This is a genomic window from Saccharopolyspora pogona (assembly GCF_014697215.1).
GTDB classification, from domain to species: Bacteria; Actinomycetota; Actinomycetes; order Mycobacteriales; family Pseudonocardiaceae; genus Saccharopolyspora; species Saccharopolyspora hattusasensis.
The window spans coordinates 4340556-4356989 of sequence record NZ_CP031142.1 but is presented as its reverse complement, the minus strand read 5'-3'; the positions used below and the strand labels follow the sequence as shown (position 1 = coordinate 4356989).

16 protein-coding genes are annotated in these 16434 nt (G+C 68.6%); 10 read left to right on the top strand and 6 right to left on the bottom strand.

What is annotated here, in order from left to right; genetic code table 11:
* Positions 1-134 precede the first annotated feature (134 nt).
* From DL519_RS19840 to DL519_RS19830, 3 genes are read left to right on the top strand one after another with little or no spacing between them, the layout of a single operon-like run.
* Positions 135-545 carry a VOC family protein gene (locus DL519_RS19840; RefSeq protein ID WP_190816971.1) on the top strand — a complete coding sequence of 137 codons (411 nt, stop codon included), beginning with the start codon at positions 135-137 and terminating at the stop codon, positions 543-545.
* Positions 546-587: 42 nt separating this feature from the next.
* Positions 588-1496, top strand: a complete 909-nt coding sequence (locus tag DL519_RS19835; RefSeq protein ID WP_223839299.1) for a MerR family DNA-binding transcriptional regulator — start codon at positions 588-590, stop codon at positions 1494-1496.
* A 59-nt stretch (positions 1497-1555) separates the two neighbouring features.
* On the top strand, positions 1556-2986 hold the full coding sequence (locus DL519_RS19830) for a hypothetical protein (protein ID WP_190816969.1): 1431 nt from the start codon (positions 1556-1558) through the stop codon (positions 2984-2986).
* Positions 2987-3198: 212 nt separating this feature from the next.
* Here DL519_RS19830 and DL519_RS19825 read toward each other — a convergent pair whose 3' ends face one another.
* Entirely contained in the window at positions 3199-4131 is a 933-nt protein-coding gene (locus tag DL519_RS19825; RefSeq protein ID WP_190816967.1) for a GNAT family N-acetyltransferase, read from the bottom strand.
* 349 nt (positions 4132-4480) lie between these two features.
* Entirely contained in the window at positions 4481-5335 is an 855-nt protein-coding gene (locus DL519_RS19820; RefSeq protein WP_190816966.1) for a class I SAM-dependent methyltransferase, read from the bottom strand.
* A gap of 299 nt (positions 5336-5634) precedes the next feature.
* Here DL519_RS19820 and rpsA point away from each other — a divergent pair, with 299 nt between their 5' ends.
* Positions 5635-7137 (top strand): 30S ribosomal protein S1, encoded by a 1503-nt coding sequence (rpsA, locus tag DL519_RS19815; RefSeq protein WP_190816964.1) that lies wholly within the window; start codon positions 5635-5637, stop codon positions 7135-7137.
* A gap of 458 nt (positions 7138-7595) precedes the next feature.
* Positions 7596-8792, top strand: coding sequence for a dephospho-CoA kinase (coaE, locus tag DL519_RS19810; protein ID WP_190816962.1), 1197 nt, complete (start codon positions 7596-7598; stop codon positions 8790-8792).
* Between the two features lie 103 nt (positions 8793-8895).
* Here coaE and DL519_RS19805 read toward each other — a convergent pair whose 3' ends face one another.
* Positions 8896-9384 (bottom strand): ankyrin repeat domain-containing protein, encoded by a 489-nt coding sequence (locus DL519_RS19805; protein ID WP_223839298.1) that lies wholly within the window; start codon positions 9382-9384, stop codon positions 8896-8898.
* A gap of 126 nt (positions 9385-9510) precedes the next feature.
* Here DL519_RS19805 and DL519_RS46895 point away from each other — a divergent pair, with 126 nt between their 5' ends.
* On the top strand, positions 9511-9696 hold the full coding sequence (locus DL519_RS46895; RefSeq protein WP_223839297.1) for a LuxR C-terminal-related transcriptional regulator: 186 nt from the start codon (positions 9511-9513) through the stop codon (positions 9694-9696).
* 140 nt (positions 9697-9836) lie between these two features.
* Here DL519_RS46895 and DL519_RS19795 read toward each other — a convergent pair whose 3' ends face one another.
* The 3 genes from DL519_RS19795 to DL519_RS19785 all read right to left on the bottom strand — a co-directional run bounded on the left by DL519_RS19795 (position 9837) and on the right by DL519_RS19785 (position 11572).
* Positions 9837-10364 (bottom strand): hypothetical protein, encoded by a 528-nt coding sequence (locus DL519_RS19795; protein ID WP_223839296.1) that lies wholly within the window; start codon positions 10362-10364, stop codon positions 9837-9839.
* An 85-nt stretch (positions 10365-10449) separates the two neighbouring features.
* Positions 10450-11046, bottom strand: a complete 597-nt coding sequence (locus DL519_RS19790) for a DUF402 domain-containing protein (RefSeq protein WP_190816960.1) — start codon at positions 11044-11046, stop codon at positions 10450-10452.
* 94 nt (positions 11047-11140) lie between these two features.
* The gene (locus DL519_RS19785) at positions 11141-11572 is read right to left on the bottom strand and encodes an SPW repeat protein (RefSeq protein WP_190816958.1); all 432 of its coding nucleotides are present in this window, start codon (positions 11570-11572) and stop codon (positions 11141-11143) included.
* 108 nt (positions 11573-11680) lie between these two features.
* Between DL519_RS19785 and uvrB the strand changes: the two genes are divergently transcribed.
* The 4 genes from uvrB (at position 11681) to DL519_RS19765 (ending at position 16261) form a co-directional block, all read left to right on the top strand.
* Entirely contained in the window at positions 11681-13837 is a 2157-nt protein-coding gene (gene uvrB / locus DL519_RS19780) for an excinuclease ABC subunit UvrB (protein ID WP_317891380.1), read from the top strand.
* 87 nt (positions 13838-13924) lie between these two features.
* Positions 13925-14311, top strand: a complete 387-nt coding sequence (locus DL519_RS19775; RefSeq protein WP_190816956.1) for a hypothetical protein — start codon at positions 13925-13927, stop codon at positions 14309-14311.
* A 260-nt stretch (positions 14312-14571) separates the two neighbouring features.
* A complete protein-coding gene (locus tag DL519_RS19770) occupies positions 14572-15687 on the top strand; it encodes an FAD-dependent oxidoreductase (RefSeq protein WP_223839294.1) in 1116 nt (371 codons plus the stop codon).
* Positions 15688-15838: 151 nt separating this feature from the next.
* The gene (locus DL519_RS19765) at positions 15839-16261 is read left to right on the top strand and encodes a VOC family protein (protein ID WP_263399675.1); all 423 of its coding nucleotides are present in this window, start codon (positions 15839-15841) and stop codon (positions 16259-16261) included.
* Positions 16262-16434: the final 173 nt, after the last annotated feature.

Below are 16434 nucleotides of genomic sequence, written 5' to 3'. Positions count from 1 at the left end.
GCCCGAACGCGCGTTGGATCGGTGCCTATAGCCTGCCGTACGCGTTGCCGGGCCCGGACGCATGCGTGCGGGCCCGGCAACGGTGGGGCGCGGACACCCCCGAATCCGCTTCCGCGTCAACCCCGAGGAGGAGCATGATCAGCATCGACAGAGTCGACCACCTGGTCCTCACCGTCGCCGATGTCGATCGGGCAGTGGAGTTCTACGAGCAGATCCTCGGCATGACGCCGGTGGCGTTCCCAGGCGAGCGCCGAGCGGTGAGCTTCGGTCGGCAGACGATCAAGCTGCACGCGGCCAGCGAACTGGTGGAGCCGACCGCGACGCACCCGGTGCCTGGCTCGGCCAACCTGTGCTTCGTCACGGCCAACGCGCTCTCCGAGGTCCAGGAGCACCTGCGCGCCAACGAGGTGCGCATCGAGGAAGGCCCGGTCAGCCGGATCGGCGCGGAGGGCTCGATCACCTCGCTGTACCTGCGCGACCCGGACGGCAACCTGATCGAGATCGCCCGCTACGACGAGCCCGTCGAGGTGTCTCCCGCCGATTAGCGGATTGGATTCTGCCCCTGGGGCAAGGTCCAGACTGGATCCATGCTCGGCATTGGGGATTTCGCGCAGCTGACCGGCCTGAGTGCGAAGGCGCTGCGGGTCTGCGACAAGCAGGGTCTGCTGAAGCCGGCCGCGGTGGACCCGTGGTCGAACTACCGGTGCTACACGGCGAGCCAGCTGGAGCTGGCGGTCCGGCTGAAGGCGTTGCGCGCGGCCGGCATCGGGCTGGCGGAGGTCGAGCGGGCGTTGCTCGGCCGCCGGGAAGCGGCCGCGGTGCTCGAAGAGAGCCGAGCGCGGCAGGACACCGCGCAGCACTGGGTGGGTGTGGTGCTGCTGCCGGTGGTCGACGATGACGACGAGGGCGCGACTGAACACGCGAACGCGGTGTTCGCCGCGTTGTGGCAGGCGTTGGCGGCGGAGGACAACGCGCCGATCGCGCCGTTCTGCTCGTCGATGCGGTCCGGGTCCACTGAGGACGAAGCCGAGGTGCTGTGTTGCTGGGCGGTCGCCCGGGCCGTGTCGGCGGGCTGGGCGATTTCCGGGTGGACTGTCGCGCGAGGGCAAGTTCGGGCAGGGTTGGAGCTCGTGGTGGGCCGGCGGCACGATGAAGACGTCCCGGTCGTCGACCCGGTGGTGCACCCGGCCGTTATCGTGCTGCTGGCCGAAGCGCAGCGGCGTGGGGCAGACCTGAACCTCGTGCCGATGCGCCCAGATCGGGCGGCTCGACGAGACCGGCGATGCGAGCGGCATGGAGGTCGCTATCCGGCTGCAGCCGGCCGCGACGTGAGCACAGGCCGTGAGTGTTCCGTTGCCATGGCGACCCCGAACACTCACGGCCCCGAACGCTGCGCTGGGAGTGCCCCGAAAAACGCGAGGGGACGTCAGGTTCTTGTCGCTCTGCGCCACCGGGAGCTTCGTATGCGTATTCGCTCATTCGTGTTTTGCACCTGAGTACTACGGTTCCGCTCATTGGGGACAATTCCGTGCTGCTGGCATGGGGTGGGGGAACTGTGAAGGTGGATTTGGCCGCCTCGGAGTTCACGAAGGACACGGTTGAGCTCCTCCAGGGGCAGATAGTTGATGTGCTCAGGTGCCCGGTGGACCTGGGCGATGAGCGGCAGTGGTTGGCTTGGCTGACCGACGAGACGGGCCGGGCGGGGCTGGGTCGGGACAAGTTGGCCACCGCGCTGATCGCGCACTGCCGCGCGAAGGAGGTCGAGCCGCCGGAGCCGAACCTGGCCCGGCAGGTGGCGAGTCGCGCGCTGCAGGACTTCGAGATGCTGCAGTGCCACAGCATCGCGGATCGAATGGGCGATTCGGCGGACCAGTTGGAAACCTTGCTCGCAGGTTCGGAGGAGCACCAGGAATGGTCGCTCGCCGAACTGCGATCCGAGGTGGGTTCGATGAACCTGAAGAAATTGCTCCTGGAGATCGAAAGCCTCATGTCGCTGCAGGCCTTGGGGTTGCCAACCGACCTGCTGGTCAAGTTGGAGGAGAGCAACGCCGACCACGTCTGGCTGGGCGCGCTCCTCAAGGAGATCGGCAAGCAGACCGCGGTGCAGGCCTTGCGCCTGCCGTCCGATCTCTTCGACGACGTTCCGGCGGAACTCGTGGAGGCGTGGTGCGCGCGGGCGGCCAGCGCGGGTTCCGCGGAGCTCAGGGCGCATCCACGAGCGGTCCGCGTGACCCTGTTGAGCGCGCTGTGCTCGGTGCGGCGCAAGGAGATCACGGATTTACTCGGCCGGGTGCTGGTCGGCCTGCTGCACCAGATCCGGGTACGGGCGGAGCACCGGCTCGGCCAGGAGGCCACCGATGCCGCGTGGCCGAGACAGGCGCGGGACGTGCTCCTGCTCGAACTGGCCCGGGCCGCCCTGGATCGCCCCGACGACACAGTGCGGACAGTGCTGTACCCGATCGCCAGCGAGCAGGAGCTCAGGAAGCTGACGCGCGACAGCGAAGCCCGCGACGCCGTGCGAGCCCGGCGCAAGCGAACGGTGCTCCGCGGCACGTACTCCGCTTACTACCAGCAGATCATCAAGCTCCTGCTGGCGGGCCTGGAGTTCCGCTGCCGGGACCTGGGCTGCTGGCCGGTCATGGCAGCGCTCGGCGAGCTGGTCAGCGACTACACCGCGTGCTGGGGGCGTGGCCGGTTCTACGACTTCGACCAGAACATCCCGCTGGACGATGTGGTGCCGCCGGAGTGGCAGGACGCAGTCGTGGACAAGGAGGGGCGTATCGAACGCGTCGTCTACGAGCTGTGCGTGCTGCTGTCGCTGCGGGATCTGCTCTGCTCCCGGCGGATCTTCCTCGCCGGGGCCGGCCAGTGGGGAAAGCCCGGAGTGGACCGCCCGACGGGCGGTGCGACCGCGCGTGTCGAGTCCGGGGGACCCCACGCGGTGTCGCACCGCCGCACCGGCGAAATCCTCACCTGGCCCAGCTAGGTCAGGCCCCCCTGCAGCACTCGGTTCTGAGCCTTCGTCCTCGCAGCAGGGCCACCCGCACCGCCACACGGAGTCTGGGGACAAGCGCTCAGAGGGACAGTTCGGGCTTCGGGCGCATGGGGGTCCAGACCAGCGCCAGCCCGGCCCCGTAGGTATCAGCCTTGACCAGGGCGTTGGTTTCTCGCACGGCCGTGCGCCGGCCGCGGCGAGCGTCAGCGCAGCGCGGTGGCCGGGCGCACCTCCCACATCGTCCACAGCGGCCGGTAGCCCTGACGGGGCCAGAACACCGAGGACAACGGGTTGGGCGGGTTGTAGTACAGGAAGCTGCCGACGGCTCCGGCGCGAGCGAACTCGTTGTGCGCCGTTGCCATCAGTTGTTGGCCGACGCCGGTTCCGCGGAGCTTCTCCTGCACCGATACGCAGTTGACGTACGCCCACGTGCCGGACTGGAGCCGGTAGCTGCCGGGGGACTTAGCGGTGTCCACCCAGCCGCACTCCGCTACCGCAACCGGAGTTCCGTCCTGCTCCGCCAGCCACACGGGATCGCTGGAGTGCAGGCGCACGTGCGCAGCGGTCCGCTTCAGCTGCGGAGCGTCGGGTCGGTACGCCGATGTGCCGACCAGGGCGGCGAATTCGAGCTCGGAAAGCGTGAGCTCGACGACGGCGTCCACGTCGGCCGGTCCGGCGCGACGTATTTTTACGGTACCAGATAGTTTCGTATATGCGACCGGCGCGGTCGGGCGCACGGCCAAGCAGGACAGCGGAACGAAGCCGTGATCCAGGAACGCCCTGGTCGCGGCGGCGTCCCGGCTCGGCCACACGACCATGCAGGACGAGTTCGGGCCAGGTGAGGCGTGCGCCGCCAGCCACTCGCGCCAGGTCCCAAGCAGCGCGTCCATGCCCGCCTGCGGCTGCTCGCCGACGATCGGGAAGAGTTCGAACACCTCACCGGCCTGCCAGAGGCTCTGCGCCGACCCCGGCGGATTGGTGTTGCGCGCTACGAGCCCGGCGGCCGTGCCGCCGCCGGCGGTGCGGGCCACGATCGCCTCGCCGTCGGACGGCAGGTGGTGGGTGTCCGGCAGCTGCGGATCCAGCGCGGCGAACCGCGCGAACTGGGCCCGCATCAACTCCTGTGCACTCGCCACGACTTCTGCTTCCTACTCGTTGGCTGTAGCTGTTCGAGTAGGACATTTCGCTCTCCGCCGTGCCAAGAGCACGGGCTGGAGTCCGGGCTGGGCAGTCTCAGCCGATCGGCCATCCTTCCGCAACCTGCGGCGGTGGCTACGGTTCCGTTCCTTCTTCAGGGAACCCCGTACGAACGGTGACACACCGGCCTGGGCCGGTATGTGTGTGATCCCTGAGGCTGAAACTGCCGTTACCGGGAACATCCCGATGCCTGGCGTCCTACTCGATCTCTCCAGTTTTGATCAAAGTCCGGTCCAGAAGACGGCGACTAGTCCGCTCCCGGCGACCTTCCTCACCCTGCGTGCCTACTCAAAGGTGGCAAACGAAGATCGCGGTACCGGGGAAGAGTCGTCCGCGCAGCGGGCTCCACTGTCCCCACGTCTGAGTGTGCCCCTCCGGCCACTCCGGTTCGACGAGATCGACCAGATGCAACCCGGCGGCGGCCAACTGGCGGACGTAGTCGCCGAGCGTGCGGTGGTGCTCCACGTAGGTGGCCTGGCCGTCGGCGTCGATCTCCACGTACGGGGTGTGGTCGAAGTAGGAGTGGGTCGCGGTCAGCCCGGTCGGCCCCGGATCGTCGGGGAAGACCCACCGCATCGGGTGCGTCACCGCGAAAACCCACCGGCCGCCCGGCCGCAGCACCCGCGCGACCTCCCGGAACACCGCTCCGGCATCGGCCACGAACGGCACGCCGCCGAACGCCGAGCAGGCCAGGTCGAAGGAATCGTCGGCGAACGGCAGGCAGTCCGCGCTGGCCTGCACCAGCGGCACGGCGGTCCTGCTGCGCTCACCGCCCGCGACGGCGTGGCGCAACATCCCGGCCGAGATGTCTAGTCCGACGGGATGTGCGCCCTGGTCGGCCAGCCACCGCGAGCACGAGGCCGCGCCGCAGCCGACCTCCAGCACCCGCTTGCCCCGGACGTCGCCGAGCAGCCCGGCGTCCTGCTCGCGCAGCCGCTCCGGGCACCACATGAAATCGCTGTCGCCGAGGAATGCGCCGTGTTCGGCTTGGTAGTCGTCGGCGTCAGCGTCCCACCACAACCGGTTCGCGCCCCGCGATTCCGCCGCGTCGACAGTGCGTTTGCTCACACCGACCGTGCCCAACAAGTGCTCCGCCGAGATACGCTGGAGCCCGTCGTTCTCCGGCTTGTCGGCTCGTGTCAAGGATTCCCCCTGCCGATAGTGGGTATTGCTCGGACGTGTGCACTGTCGTCGCCCGGAGTCGACCGGTCGTTCAGGCGTACCGCAGTTTGCCCGACGATCGAGAAAGCGCGTACGATACCGCCCGCGCCGTGGGTCTTCTGTCGGCGGCTCTTCCCTGCCGGGTCGCACCGGCCGAGGAGGTCTGCCGGAGAAGTCGAACTTCCTGGTCCAGCAAGTCAGCTGGCCCTGGCCGGACACCTGGGGCGCGGCAACAATGTAGATCCAGCGACCAACCTATCCGCACCGGAGCAACCCACCTGATGTCCACCGACACCACCACCGTCCCGACTGCAGCCGCCACCAAGCCGCAGGTCGCAGTGAACGACGTCGGGACGGAGGAGGACTTCCTCGCCGCCGTCGACCAGACCATCAAGTACTTCAACGATGGGGACATTGTTGAGGGCACCATCGTCAAGGTCGATCGCGACGAGGTGCTGCTTGACATCGGCTACAAGACCGAGGGCGTCATTCCCTCCCGCGAACTGTCGATCAAGCACGACGTCGACCCCGCCGAGGTCGTCACCGTCGGCGACTTCGTCGAGGCCCTCGTTCTCCAGAAGGAGGACAAGGAAGGCCGGCTGATCCTCTCCAAGAAGCGCGCCCAGTACGAGCGCGCCTGGGGCACCATCGAGGAGCTCAAGGAGAAGGACGAGCCGGTCAAGGGCACCGTCATCGAGGTCGTCAAGGGCGGTCTTATCCTCGACATCGGCCTGCGCGGCTTCCTGCCGGCCTCCCTGGTCGAGATGCGCCGCGTCCGCGACCTGCAGCCCTACGTGGGCCGCGAACTCGAGGCCAAGATCATCGAGCTGGACAAGAACCGCAACAATGTGGTCCTGTCCCGCCGCGCCTGGCTGGAGCAGACCCAGTCCGAGGTCCGCAGCGAGTTCCTCAACCAGCTGCAGAAGGGCCAGGTCCGCAAGGGCGTCGTGTCCTCCATCGTCAACTTCGGTGCGTTCGTCGACCTCGGTGGTGTTGACGGTCTGGTGCACGTCTCGGAGCTGTCCTGGAAGCACATCGACCACCCGAGCGAGGTCGTCGAGGTCGGCCAGGAAGTCACCGTCGAGGTCCTCGACGTGGACATGGACCGCGAGCGCGTGTCGCTGTCGCTGAAGGCCACCCAGGAAGACCCGTGGCGCCAGTTCGCCCGCACCCACGCGATCGGCCAGATCGTGCCGGGCAAGGTCACCAAGCTGGTGCCCTTCGGTGCGTTCGTCCGCGTCGACGAGGGCATCGAGGGCCTGGTGCACATCTCCGAGCTGGCAGAGCGCCACGTGGAGATCCCGGAGCAGGTCGTCCAGGTCGGCGACGAGGTGATGATCAAGGTCATCGACATCGACCTGGAGCGTCGCCGGATCTCGCTGTCGCTGAAGCAGGCCAACGAGGGCTTCAGCCCCGACTCGGAGTTCGACCCCACCCAGTACGGGATGGCCGCCGAGTACGACAACGAGGGCAACTACATCTACCCCGAGGGCTTCGACGTGGAGACCCAGGAGTGGAGCGAGGGCTACGAGAAGCAGCGTGAGGAATGGGAGCGGCAGTACGCCGAGGCCCACACGCGCTTCGAGAAGCACATCGCCCAGATCACCAAGGCCCGCCAGGCCGACGCGGAGGCCGCTGCGGCTGCCGCGGCCGGTGGCGGCGAGGAGCCGACCAGCGGCGGCGGCAACTACTCGTCGGGTTCGGCCGACGAGCAGGACAGCGGCTCGCTGGCCAGCGACGCGCAGCTGGCGGCGCTGCGGGAGAAGCTCTCCGGCGGTGCGTGAGTCTGACGCCTAACGGCTGAGGCACCACGGCCCCGCACCTTCCGAGGTGCGGGGCCGTTCTCCGTTTTCGGGGGGAGCTCCAGGCTCGTTCGATGTGGCGGCGCGGGATAACCCATGATGGGTGTGAGGTGAACGGCCCGTTTGTGCCGTCTATGAGCCTGTTGCAAAATTACGCCCACCACGGACCGTGATCGATCGATCACGGCTGAGATGGCCACTGGCGGACAAACGGCGGCGATCGAGACTGATTTGGTACTTCGGTTCAGTCGTTTTCGCCGAAAACGCAACAGGCTCCTATTGGCGTGAAGGGTCCGTTCGCTTCGCGCCAGCGACGCCAGGTGCACCACCGTCGCACAGCGAGTTCCCGAGCAGCCTCTATCGCGCCGAAAAGTGCGCGCGGGGATTTTGTTCCCAGGGGTGCATCGGGTTGGTCCTGTCTCGCTGGCAGGATGGGTTCTGTGTTGTTGATGGGACTCAGCGGTGGGATCGGTTCGGGGAAGTCGACGGTGGCTCGGCGGTTGGTGGAGCGCGGCGCGGTGCTCGTCGACTCCGACGTGCTGGCCAGGGAGGTCGTGCAGCCGGGCACTCCGGGGCTGACCGAGCTCGTCGAGCGGTTCGGGGACGACATCCTGGACTCCGGCGGCGCGCTGAACCGGCCGGCGTTGGCGGCGAAGGTCTTCGGCGACAGCGACGCCCGCGCCGACCTCAACGCGATCACGCACCCCAAGATCCGCGAACTGACGGCCGCGCGGATCGCACAGGCACCCACGGACGCGGTCGTCGTGCACGACGTTCCGCTGCTGGTCGAGGCCGGTTACGCGGCGAACTACCACCTGGTGGTCATCGTCGGTGCGCCGGAACCGGTCCGGGTGCGGCGGCTGATCGACCGCGGTCTGGCGGAGGACGACGCGCGCGCCCGCATCGCCGCGCAGGCCACCGACGAGCAGCGGCGCGCGGTCGCGGACGTCTGGCTGGACAACAGCGGTTCGGTCGAGGAGATCAACGCCCAGGTCGATGCGCTGTGGCAGGACCGGCTGGTGCCGTTCGAGGAGAACGTCCGGCTGCGGCGGCGACCGCCGAAGCGTGCGCCGCTTCTGGTCGAGCCGGACCCGGAGTGGCCGCGGCAGGCCCGACGGCTGATCGCCCGGATCGAGCGGGCGGCGGGCGACAAGGCGGTGCGGATCGACCATATCGGCTCGACCTCGGTGCCCGGCCTGCCCGCGAAGGACATCATCGACCTGCAGCTGACGGTGCGGTCGCTGGACGACGCGGATGCGCTCGCCGAACCGCTGGGCGAGGCCGGCTTCCCGCTGTTGCCGGAGATCCGCGGCGACAGCCCGCACTCCTTCGCCCCGGATCCGGTGCAGTGGAAGAAGCGGATACATCTCTCGGCCGATCCAGGCCGCTACGCGAACCTGCACGTCCGAGTCGACGGTTCCGCGAGCCAACGCGTCGCGCTGGTGTTCCCGGACTGGCTCCGCGCCGACGAATCGGCCCGCGCGGAATACCTCGCCCTCAAGCGCAAGGTCTCGGCCGAGCACGCGAACGACCCGAACCACGACGCCTACGCCGACGCGAAGGAACCGTGGTTCGAAACCGGGCTCCGCAACGCTTGGCACTGGGCCGACCGGACCGGCTGGTCGCCGAGCGACTGATCTTCCGAGATGACGAGCACCTCCCGCCAGTTCGGCTGGCAGCAGGTGCGGTCTCTCCGGATGGTTGGGGGCGAGGTCGGGAGGTGCTCGCCCCCACCCAAGATCAGGATGCCGAGCGGAGGATCTCGGCGATCTCGGTGTAGCCGTCGCTCTCGGCGTGCTGCAGAGCCGTCGCGCCGTTGCGGTCGCGGATGTTCACGTCGGCACCCGCGTTCACGAGCAACTGCGCGACCTCCTGGTAGCGCTCGCTCCCGTCGCCCAGCACCACGGCTTCCAGCAGCGCGGTCCAGCCGAGGTCGTTCACGTGGTTGACGTCGATACCGGTCTTCACCGCCGCTCGCACGTACTCGACGTGCCCGTGCTCGCCGGCCGGGATCAGCGCGGTGCCGCCGTAGCGGTTGGTCAGCGCGAATTCCGGGTTCGCGGGCAGCGGCGCTTCCAGCATTCCGACGCCGCCGGTCACCCCGGTGACCAGGAAGGCGCTGTCCTGGCGGTCGTCCTGGGCGGCCGGGTCGGCGCCGGCAGCCAGCGCGGCACACACCTGGTCGAGATCACCATCGTCGGCGGCGCGCCGGAGCTGCTGGTCCACCACCGGGGTTGGGCGCCCGGGTCCTCGTGCTGACCACCTACGACGCCGATACCGGCCATCACCCGCGCCATCGACGCGGGCGCCACCGGCCACCTGCTCAAGGCAGGGCCACCGGAGGAGCTGTTCCAGGTGATCCGGGCCGCCGCGCAGGGCAAGACCATGCTCTCCCCGGAGATCGCCTCCCGGCTGCTGCCGCGCAGCCGCGCGCCGGAGCAGTCGCTGAGCGCCCGCGAGGTCGAGATCCTGGAGCTGCTGGTGCAGGGACTGGGCAACAAGGAGCTGGCCCGCCGCCTCGACGGCCTCCCGCCCCGCTGACCGGCCCCCCGCGGCAGCCGCCTAGGCCCGTGAGTACTTTTGGGGGCTATAGCACCCGAAAGTACTCACGGGCCCTAACGGTTTCGGGTGCCAAAGCGCATCCGAACGCGCTCACGGGTGCTGACCGGCGCAGATCCTGGTCACCAGAGCTGGAAGATGCCCCGGTGGGCGAGCCATTGGTTGATGTCCCGGTGGCGGGTGACCTCGTCCAGCGTGCGGTGCACCGTGCGCAGCGCGTAGTCCGCCTCGCTGAGCCGGATCAGGCCGTTGCCCACCGCTGCGGCGAACTCGGTGGCGTGGGTGATCCGCGCACGGCCGTGGTCCCCGACCTCCAGACCGAGCAGGAGGTCGGTCATCGTCCACGACCGTGTCTCACGCTCGATGTGGACCGCGGTGAGCATGCTCGGCCCCGGGCGGGAGTGCCTGCGGCGCGGGCGGTAGCGGGTCAGCCGCAGCCCGAGGTCGGGCAGCAGCCAGGTGATCTCGGCGTCGTGGTCCGGGGCCTCCGGCGTTGGGCACTCCACTGCGAGTCCCCAGCGTTCGACGTGGCAGACCTCCAACTGCGCGACGCTGCCGGAAGGTTGCCTGCGCTGCGAGCTGAAGACGTCGATAACTTCAACCAATTGGGGAGAAAACGCAGCGGTCACGACTTCAGACAGTAATGGCAAAACCGGCTCCGAAGATCGACAGCGCCGTCATTTAACGTAACTTTTCGGAGCTCGTCGAGTATCGATTCGGTGCGTGCGCGGACTGTCACCGGGATGGCGGTAGCCTCCGCTGGCCGGGTGCGGGATCTTCGACGGGTTGCCCGCGCCACGACAGCTCGATCCCGTTGTCGCGCAACCACTTCGGCAGGTCGTACCGGTGCCGGGCGAGCCCGTCGACGGCGTTGCACGCGCGCCGCATCGCGCGCTCCGCGGTCTCTGCGTCCAGCAGGTCCGCCTGCACGGCGACCACGAATTCGTCGACGTCCAACAGCTCCGCCGCGCGCCGGTCCCGCACCGCGATGTCGAGGTAGAGGTCGACCGTCCGCCACTGCTGTTCGCCCGGCTCGATGTCCGCCACGTCGAGGTAGAAGTCCGTGTCGCCCTCGTGCCCGGGGTGCCAGTACCAGCGGGTCACGCGCAACCCGAGTTCGGGCAGCAGCCAGGATTCGAGGGCGGCGATGCGGGGGTGCCCCGGGGTCGGGCGGGCCAGGTACAGGCCGAAGGGTGCGCGCTCGTAGCGCGTCACGGTGCGCACGTGGCCCTTGGGGTCGGTGTTGGTGTTGGCGACCAGATCGAAGACCTCGGCCTTGGGCGGGTGGACGGGCAGGCCGAGCCGTTCGGCGATCTCGCGCTGCGTGGTCACCCTGCCACTGTATTCGGGCGGGCGCGACGTCCGAAGGTCGTCGCGCCCGCTATTCCTTCACCACTTGTGATCCTTCACCTCCGATCGGTCGAGGTCAGGTCGTCGCGCGGGTGGCGTAGGCCGGAGCCATCGTGCCGAGACCCGCGAGGATCAGGACCGCGCCGCCGATCACGTTGCACAGAACGCTGCTGGTCATGACGGCGGTTCCGCTCATCACGAACACGGCCACGATCGTCCACACACCCAGCACCGGTACGGTCCAGGCGATGCCGTGCGTGCGGTGGTAGGCGGCCGCGAACGAGAGCCCGAGAAGGGTCGCGGTCAGACCGGTGACCAGGTTGTTCAGCGTCAACGACGGCGTCATTGCGTGAAAGCCGGTGATCCACGGCGACAATGCGACGAACAGGCCACCGAGCACGGTGAAGCCGTCCGCCACCTGAGCGGTGGGAGTTTCCGCGGCCCGCTCGTAGCGCAGGCGCATCTCGGTGAGATCCGGATGCCCAGCGATAGGTGCGTTGCTCGACATCACACCACCTCCTGCACTGGGGTGACGTATCCCATTATCGGCCCTGGTGGCCATTTGGGCACCCCGTGACGCAGCACGATGTCAGGGCGGGCTCGTACATTGGTTGTCGTGGCATTCGCGACTGAGCACCCCGTCCTGGCCCAATCCGAGTTCCGGCCGGTCAGCGACATCCCGCGGATCGACGGCCGGTTCCGCATGGTCAGCGACTACGAGCCGGCTGGCGACCAGCCGCAGGCGATCGAAGACCTGGAGCGGCGGATCAACTCCGGCGAGAAGGACGTAGTGCTGCTCGGCGCCACCGGCACCGGCAAGTCGGCGACCACCGCCTGGCTGATCGAGCGCGTCCAGCGGCCCACCCTGGTGCTGGAGCCGAACAAGACGCTTGCCGCCCAGATGGCCAACGAACTGCGCGGCTTCTTCCCGGACAACGCCGTCGAGTACTTCGTCAGCTACTACGACTACTACCAACCCGAGGCGTACGTCCCCCAGACCGACACCTACATCGAGAAGGACTCGTCGATCAACGAGGACGTCGAGCGGTTGCGCCACTCCGCCACGTCGAACCTGCTCAGCCGCCGCGACTGCGTGGTCGTCTCATCGGTGTCCTGCATCTACGGCCTGGGCACCCCGCAGTCGTACCTGGACCGGTCCATCCCACTGAAGATCGGTGGCGAGATCGAACGGGACGTGTTCCTGCGCGCGCTGGTGGACGTGCAGTACACCCGCAACGACATCGCCTTCGCCCGCGGCACCTTCCGGGTGCGCGGCGACACCGTAGAGATCATCCCGGCCTACGAGGAGCTCGCGGTGCGCGTGGAGTTCTTCGGCGACGAGATCGACCGGCTGCACTACCTGCACCCGCTGACCGGAGAGATCGTGCGCGAGGTGCGCGACCTGCGGATCTTCCCGGCGACACACTACGTGGCCGGCCCGGACCGGATGGAGAAGGCCATCCGCGGCATCGAGGCCGAGGTGGAGGAGCAGCTGGGCAAGCTGGAGAAGCAGAACAAGCTGCTGGAGGCGCAGCGGCTGCGGATGCGCACCCAGTACGACATCGAGATGATGCGCCAGGTCGGATTCTGCTCCGGCATCGAGAACTACTCCCGGCACATCGACGACCGCCCGGCCGGTTCGGCGCCGGCGACGCTGATCGACTACTTCCCGGACGACTTCCTGCTGGTCATCGACGAGTCGCACTACACGGTGCCGCAGATCGGCGGCATGTACGAGGGCGACGCGTCCCGCAAGCGGACCCTGGTCGAGCACGGCTTCCGGCTGCCCAGCGCGCTGGACAACCGGCCGCTGACCTTCGAGGAATTCAGCGACCGGATCGGCCAGACGGTGTACCTGTCGGCGACGCCGGGACCGTACGAGATGGCGCAGGCCGGCGGCGAGTTCGTCGAGCAGGTGATCCGCCCGACCGGGCTGATCGACCCCGAGGTGATCGTCAAGCCCACCGAGGGCCAGATCGACGACCTGGTGCACGAGATCCGGGAGCGCGCCGACCGCGACGAGCGGGTGCTGGTCACCACGTTGACCAAGAAGATGGCCGAGGACCTCACCGACTACCTGCTCGAACTGGGCATCCGGGTGCGGTACCTGCACTCCGAGGTCGACACCCTGCGGCGGGTCGAGCTGCTGCGGCAGCTACGCCTGGGGGAGTACGACGTGCTGATCGGCATCAACCTGCTGCGCGAGGGCCTGGACCTGCCGGAGGTCTCCCTGGTGTCGATCCTGGACGCCGACAAGGAGGGCTTCCTGCGCTCCGGCACCAGCCTGGTGCAGACGATCGGCCGCGCGGCCCGGAACGTGTCCGGCCAGGTGCACATGTACGCGGACCGGATCACCGACTCGATGCAGCACGCCATCGACGAGACCAACCGGCGCCGCGCCAAGCAGACGGCCTACAACGAAGAACACGGCATCGATCCGCAGCCGCTGCGCAAGAAGATCGCCGACATCCTGGACCGGGTGTACTCCGAGTCCGAGGACACTGAGGAGTCGGTGGCCGTCGGCGGTTCTGGCCGCAACGTCTCGCGCGGCAAGAAGCCGACCGGGGAGGCCGTGGCCAGCGCCGGGCTGCTGGCGGACCGCGATATCAAGTCGATGCCGCGCGCCGAGCTGGCGGACCTGGTCCAGCAGCTCAACGACCAGATGATGAACGCGGCCCGCGAGTTGCAGTTCGAGCTGGCCGCGCGGCTGCGCGACGAGATCCACGACCTCAAGAAGGAAATCCGGGGCATGGACGCCGCAGGCATCAAGTGACGGGCATGCCTGCGTGAGCGCCGCGAGCTCGCGCCACTCCGGCAGCGGCGGTGCACCGAGGGTGGCGGTCAGCACCTGCAGGCAGACGTGGTCGGTACCGGCCTGGAGGTGCTCCTGCACCCGTTCGGCGATGGATTCGATGTCGCCGCCGGCGCCGATCGCGTCGACCAGCCGATCGCGTCGACCAGCCGATCGCGTCGACCAGCCGATCGCGTTGACCAGCCGGTCGCGGCCGCCGTCGGTCAGGTCGGACTCGGCGAAGCCGAGGCGCAGCAGGTTGTTGCGCTGGTGCGGGGCGAGCAGGTAGCCGCCGACTGCTCGCGCTGCGTCAAGCGGGCTCGCTCCGGACCCGGGTCGAGGACCACGGCCTGCTCGACGGCGAAGCGCGTCCGGCCCCATTCGCTCGCGGGCCGTCAGGGTGTGCGACGCGGGCACGAAGTACGTGTGCGCGTCCCAGGTCCGCTCGGCGGCTAGATAGCATCTTCGGCCCCAGTGCCGCGAGGACCCGCAGGGTCGGCACGCCTGCGGCGGCGTTGAGTGGGACATGATCCAGGTTGTCGAGGTAGTCGCGCCTGCCCGGCACCGGCTTGCCGCTGTGCGGAATCCGGTAGTCGCTGGTCTCGGTCGGTGAGCCCGCCGCCTGATCAGAACTCGACTTGGTGCGGTGGCGTCGGCGATCTCGACTACGGTGATCGCAGTCGCGCATTCGTCAGGTCGACAACTTAGGAGTCGTCGTGCGAGTCGTCATCATCGGTAGCGGGATCGCGGGCACGACTGCCGCATTGGCGCTGGACAAAGCCGGGATCGACGTGAGCGTGCACGAGGCGCACCCGTGCGGCGGGGCGGACATCGGGGCGTTTCTGACGGTGGCGGCCAACGGTATGCGGGCGCTGCGCCAGATCGATGTCGTCCCGGAAGTGGGCTTCCCGTTGACGTCGCTGCGCCTCACCGGCAGCGACGGAGCGGAGTTGGGTTCGTCGGCTTTCGACGATGGCTATCGCTGCGTTCGCCGCGCCGAGTTGTGCGACCTGCTGCGCTCGGAGGTCCACCGCCGAGGTCTTCCCGTCGAGTACGGCGCGCGCTTCGTCGCCGCGGAGCACGACGGCGACCAGGTGGCGGCGCGGTTCGCCGATGGGCGGGCGGTCGCGGGCGATCTGCTCATCGGCGCCGACGGGCTGAACTCCGCGGTGCGCGCGTTGATCGACCCCGTGTCGAAGCGCTATGTGGGCCAGCAGGTCTTCTACGGCTACTCCGACAGCGCCGAGCCGCCGCACGAGCCGGGACGCATCGACATGGTCCGGGGCGGCGGCAGCGCCTTCGGCTACGCGGTCTCGCCGCAGGGCCGGACTTTCTGGTTCAGCAGGGTGCCGGCGCCGTCGCTGGACGGCACGGAGGGCCCGGACGCCATGCGCGACCGGCTGCTTACGGTACTGCGGCCCGACGCGACCCCGACCGCGGACATCGTCGCGGCTACCGATGACGTGTGTGCCACCAATGCCCACGACCTGGTGCCGACCCCGCGCTGGCGCAAGGGCCGCATGCTGCTCATCGGCGACGCGGCGCACGCAGCGTCGCCGGCGACGGGCCAGGGCGCTTCGATGGCGTTCGAGGATGCGGTGGTCCTGGCCAAGGCATTGCGCGACCACGGCAGCCTCGACGCCTACGAGCGTCTGCGCAGGCCAAGGGTCGAGCGCAACATCGTCCGCAGTGCGCAGCAGAGCACCGCGCTGACGCCCGACCACGCCGAACGTCCTGAAGAGGTCGAGCGATTGGGGCAGCGCCACGCCGAAGCACCGCCCGACGGCGACCCGGCCGAATGGCTGGACTGGAACACCGAACTGCCGGTGTGAAGGCGCTGCTGGCAGTCGCCGCTGAGTCGGGCGATCTGCTGCTCTGCCGATGACTTTCCGGAGACCGACGTCGCCCTGGTTGGAGGGTGATCGTCGGTGGGTCGGGTTAGCTTGCGTGCCGGAGGTGGCTGAGGTGGGCCTGGGTTTTCAGGTGACTTTCGATGCTCACGATCCGGCGCGGTTGGCCGAGTTCTGGGCGGTGGCGCTGGATTACGTGCAGCAGTCGCCGCCACCGGGGTTCGAATCGTGGGAGCAGTTCGCGCAGCGGATCGGGCTGCCCGAGGAGAAGTGGGATGCCTTCGCCGCGGTGATGGACCCGGAGGGCAAGGGACCTCGGGTGTTCTTCCAGAAGGTCCCGGAGGGCAAGACCGCGAAGAACCGGGTGCACCTGGACATCAACGTCTCGCAGCGGGGCCTGGCGCTCGACAAGACCGCGGAGCGCCGCCAGATCGTCGCCGAGCACGTCGACCAGCTCAAGGCCGTGGGCGCGACCTTCGTCCGCGAGGTCGACGAGCCGAACGGCTACTGCATCGTCCTGCTGGATCCCGAGGGCAACGAGTTCTGCGTGCACTGATTGCGCGCAGGCGTCCCTCCCCGCTCGTCAAACACTCGTGAACGTTTTTGGGGCTGTCGACCCTGCTTGGGAACTCGTTTTGCCTTCCGGTGGCTGCCCCGGCGGGAGTGTCCGCTTCCGCCTCGCCAATTGGGGTGGAGCGAACGGCCTGTTCATCTCGGTAGGAGCCTGTT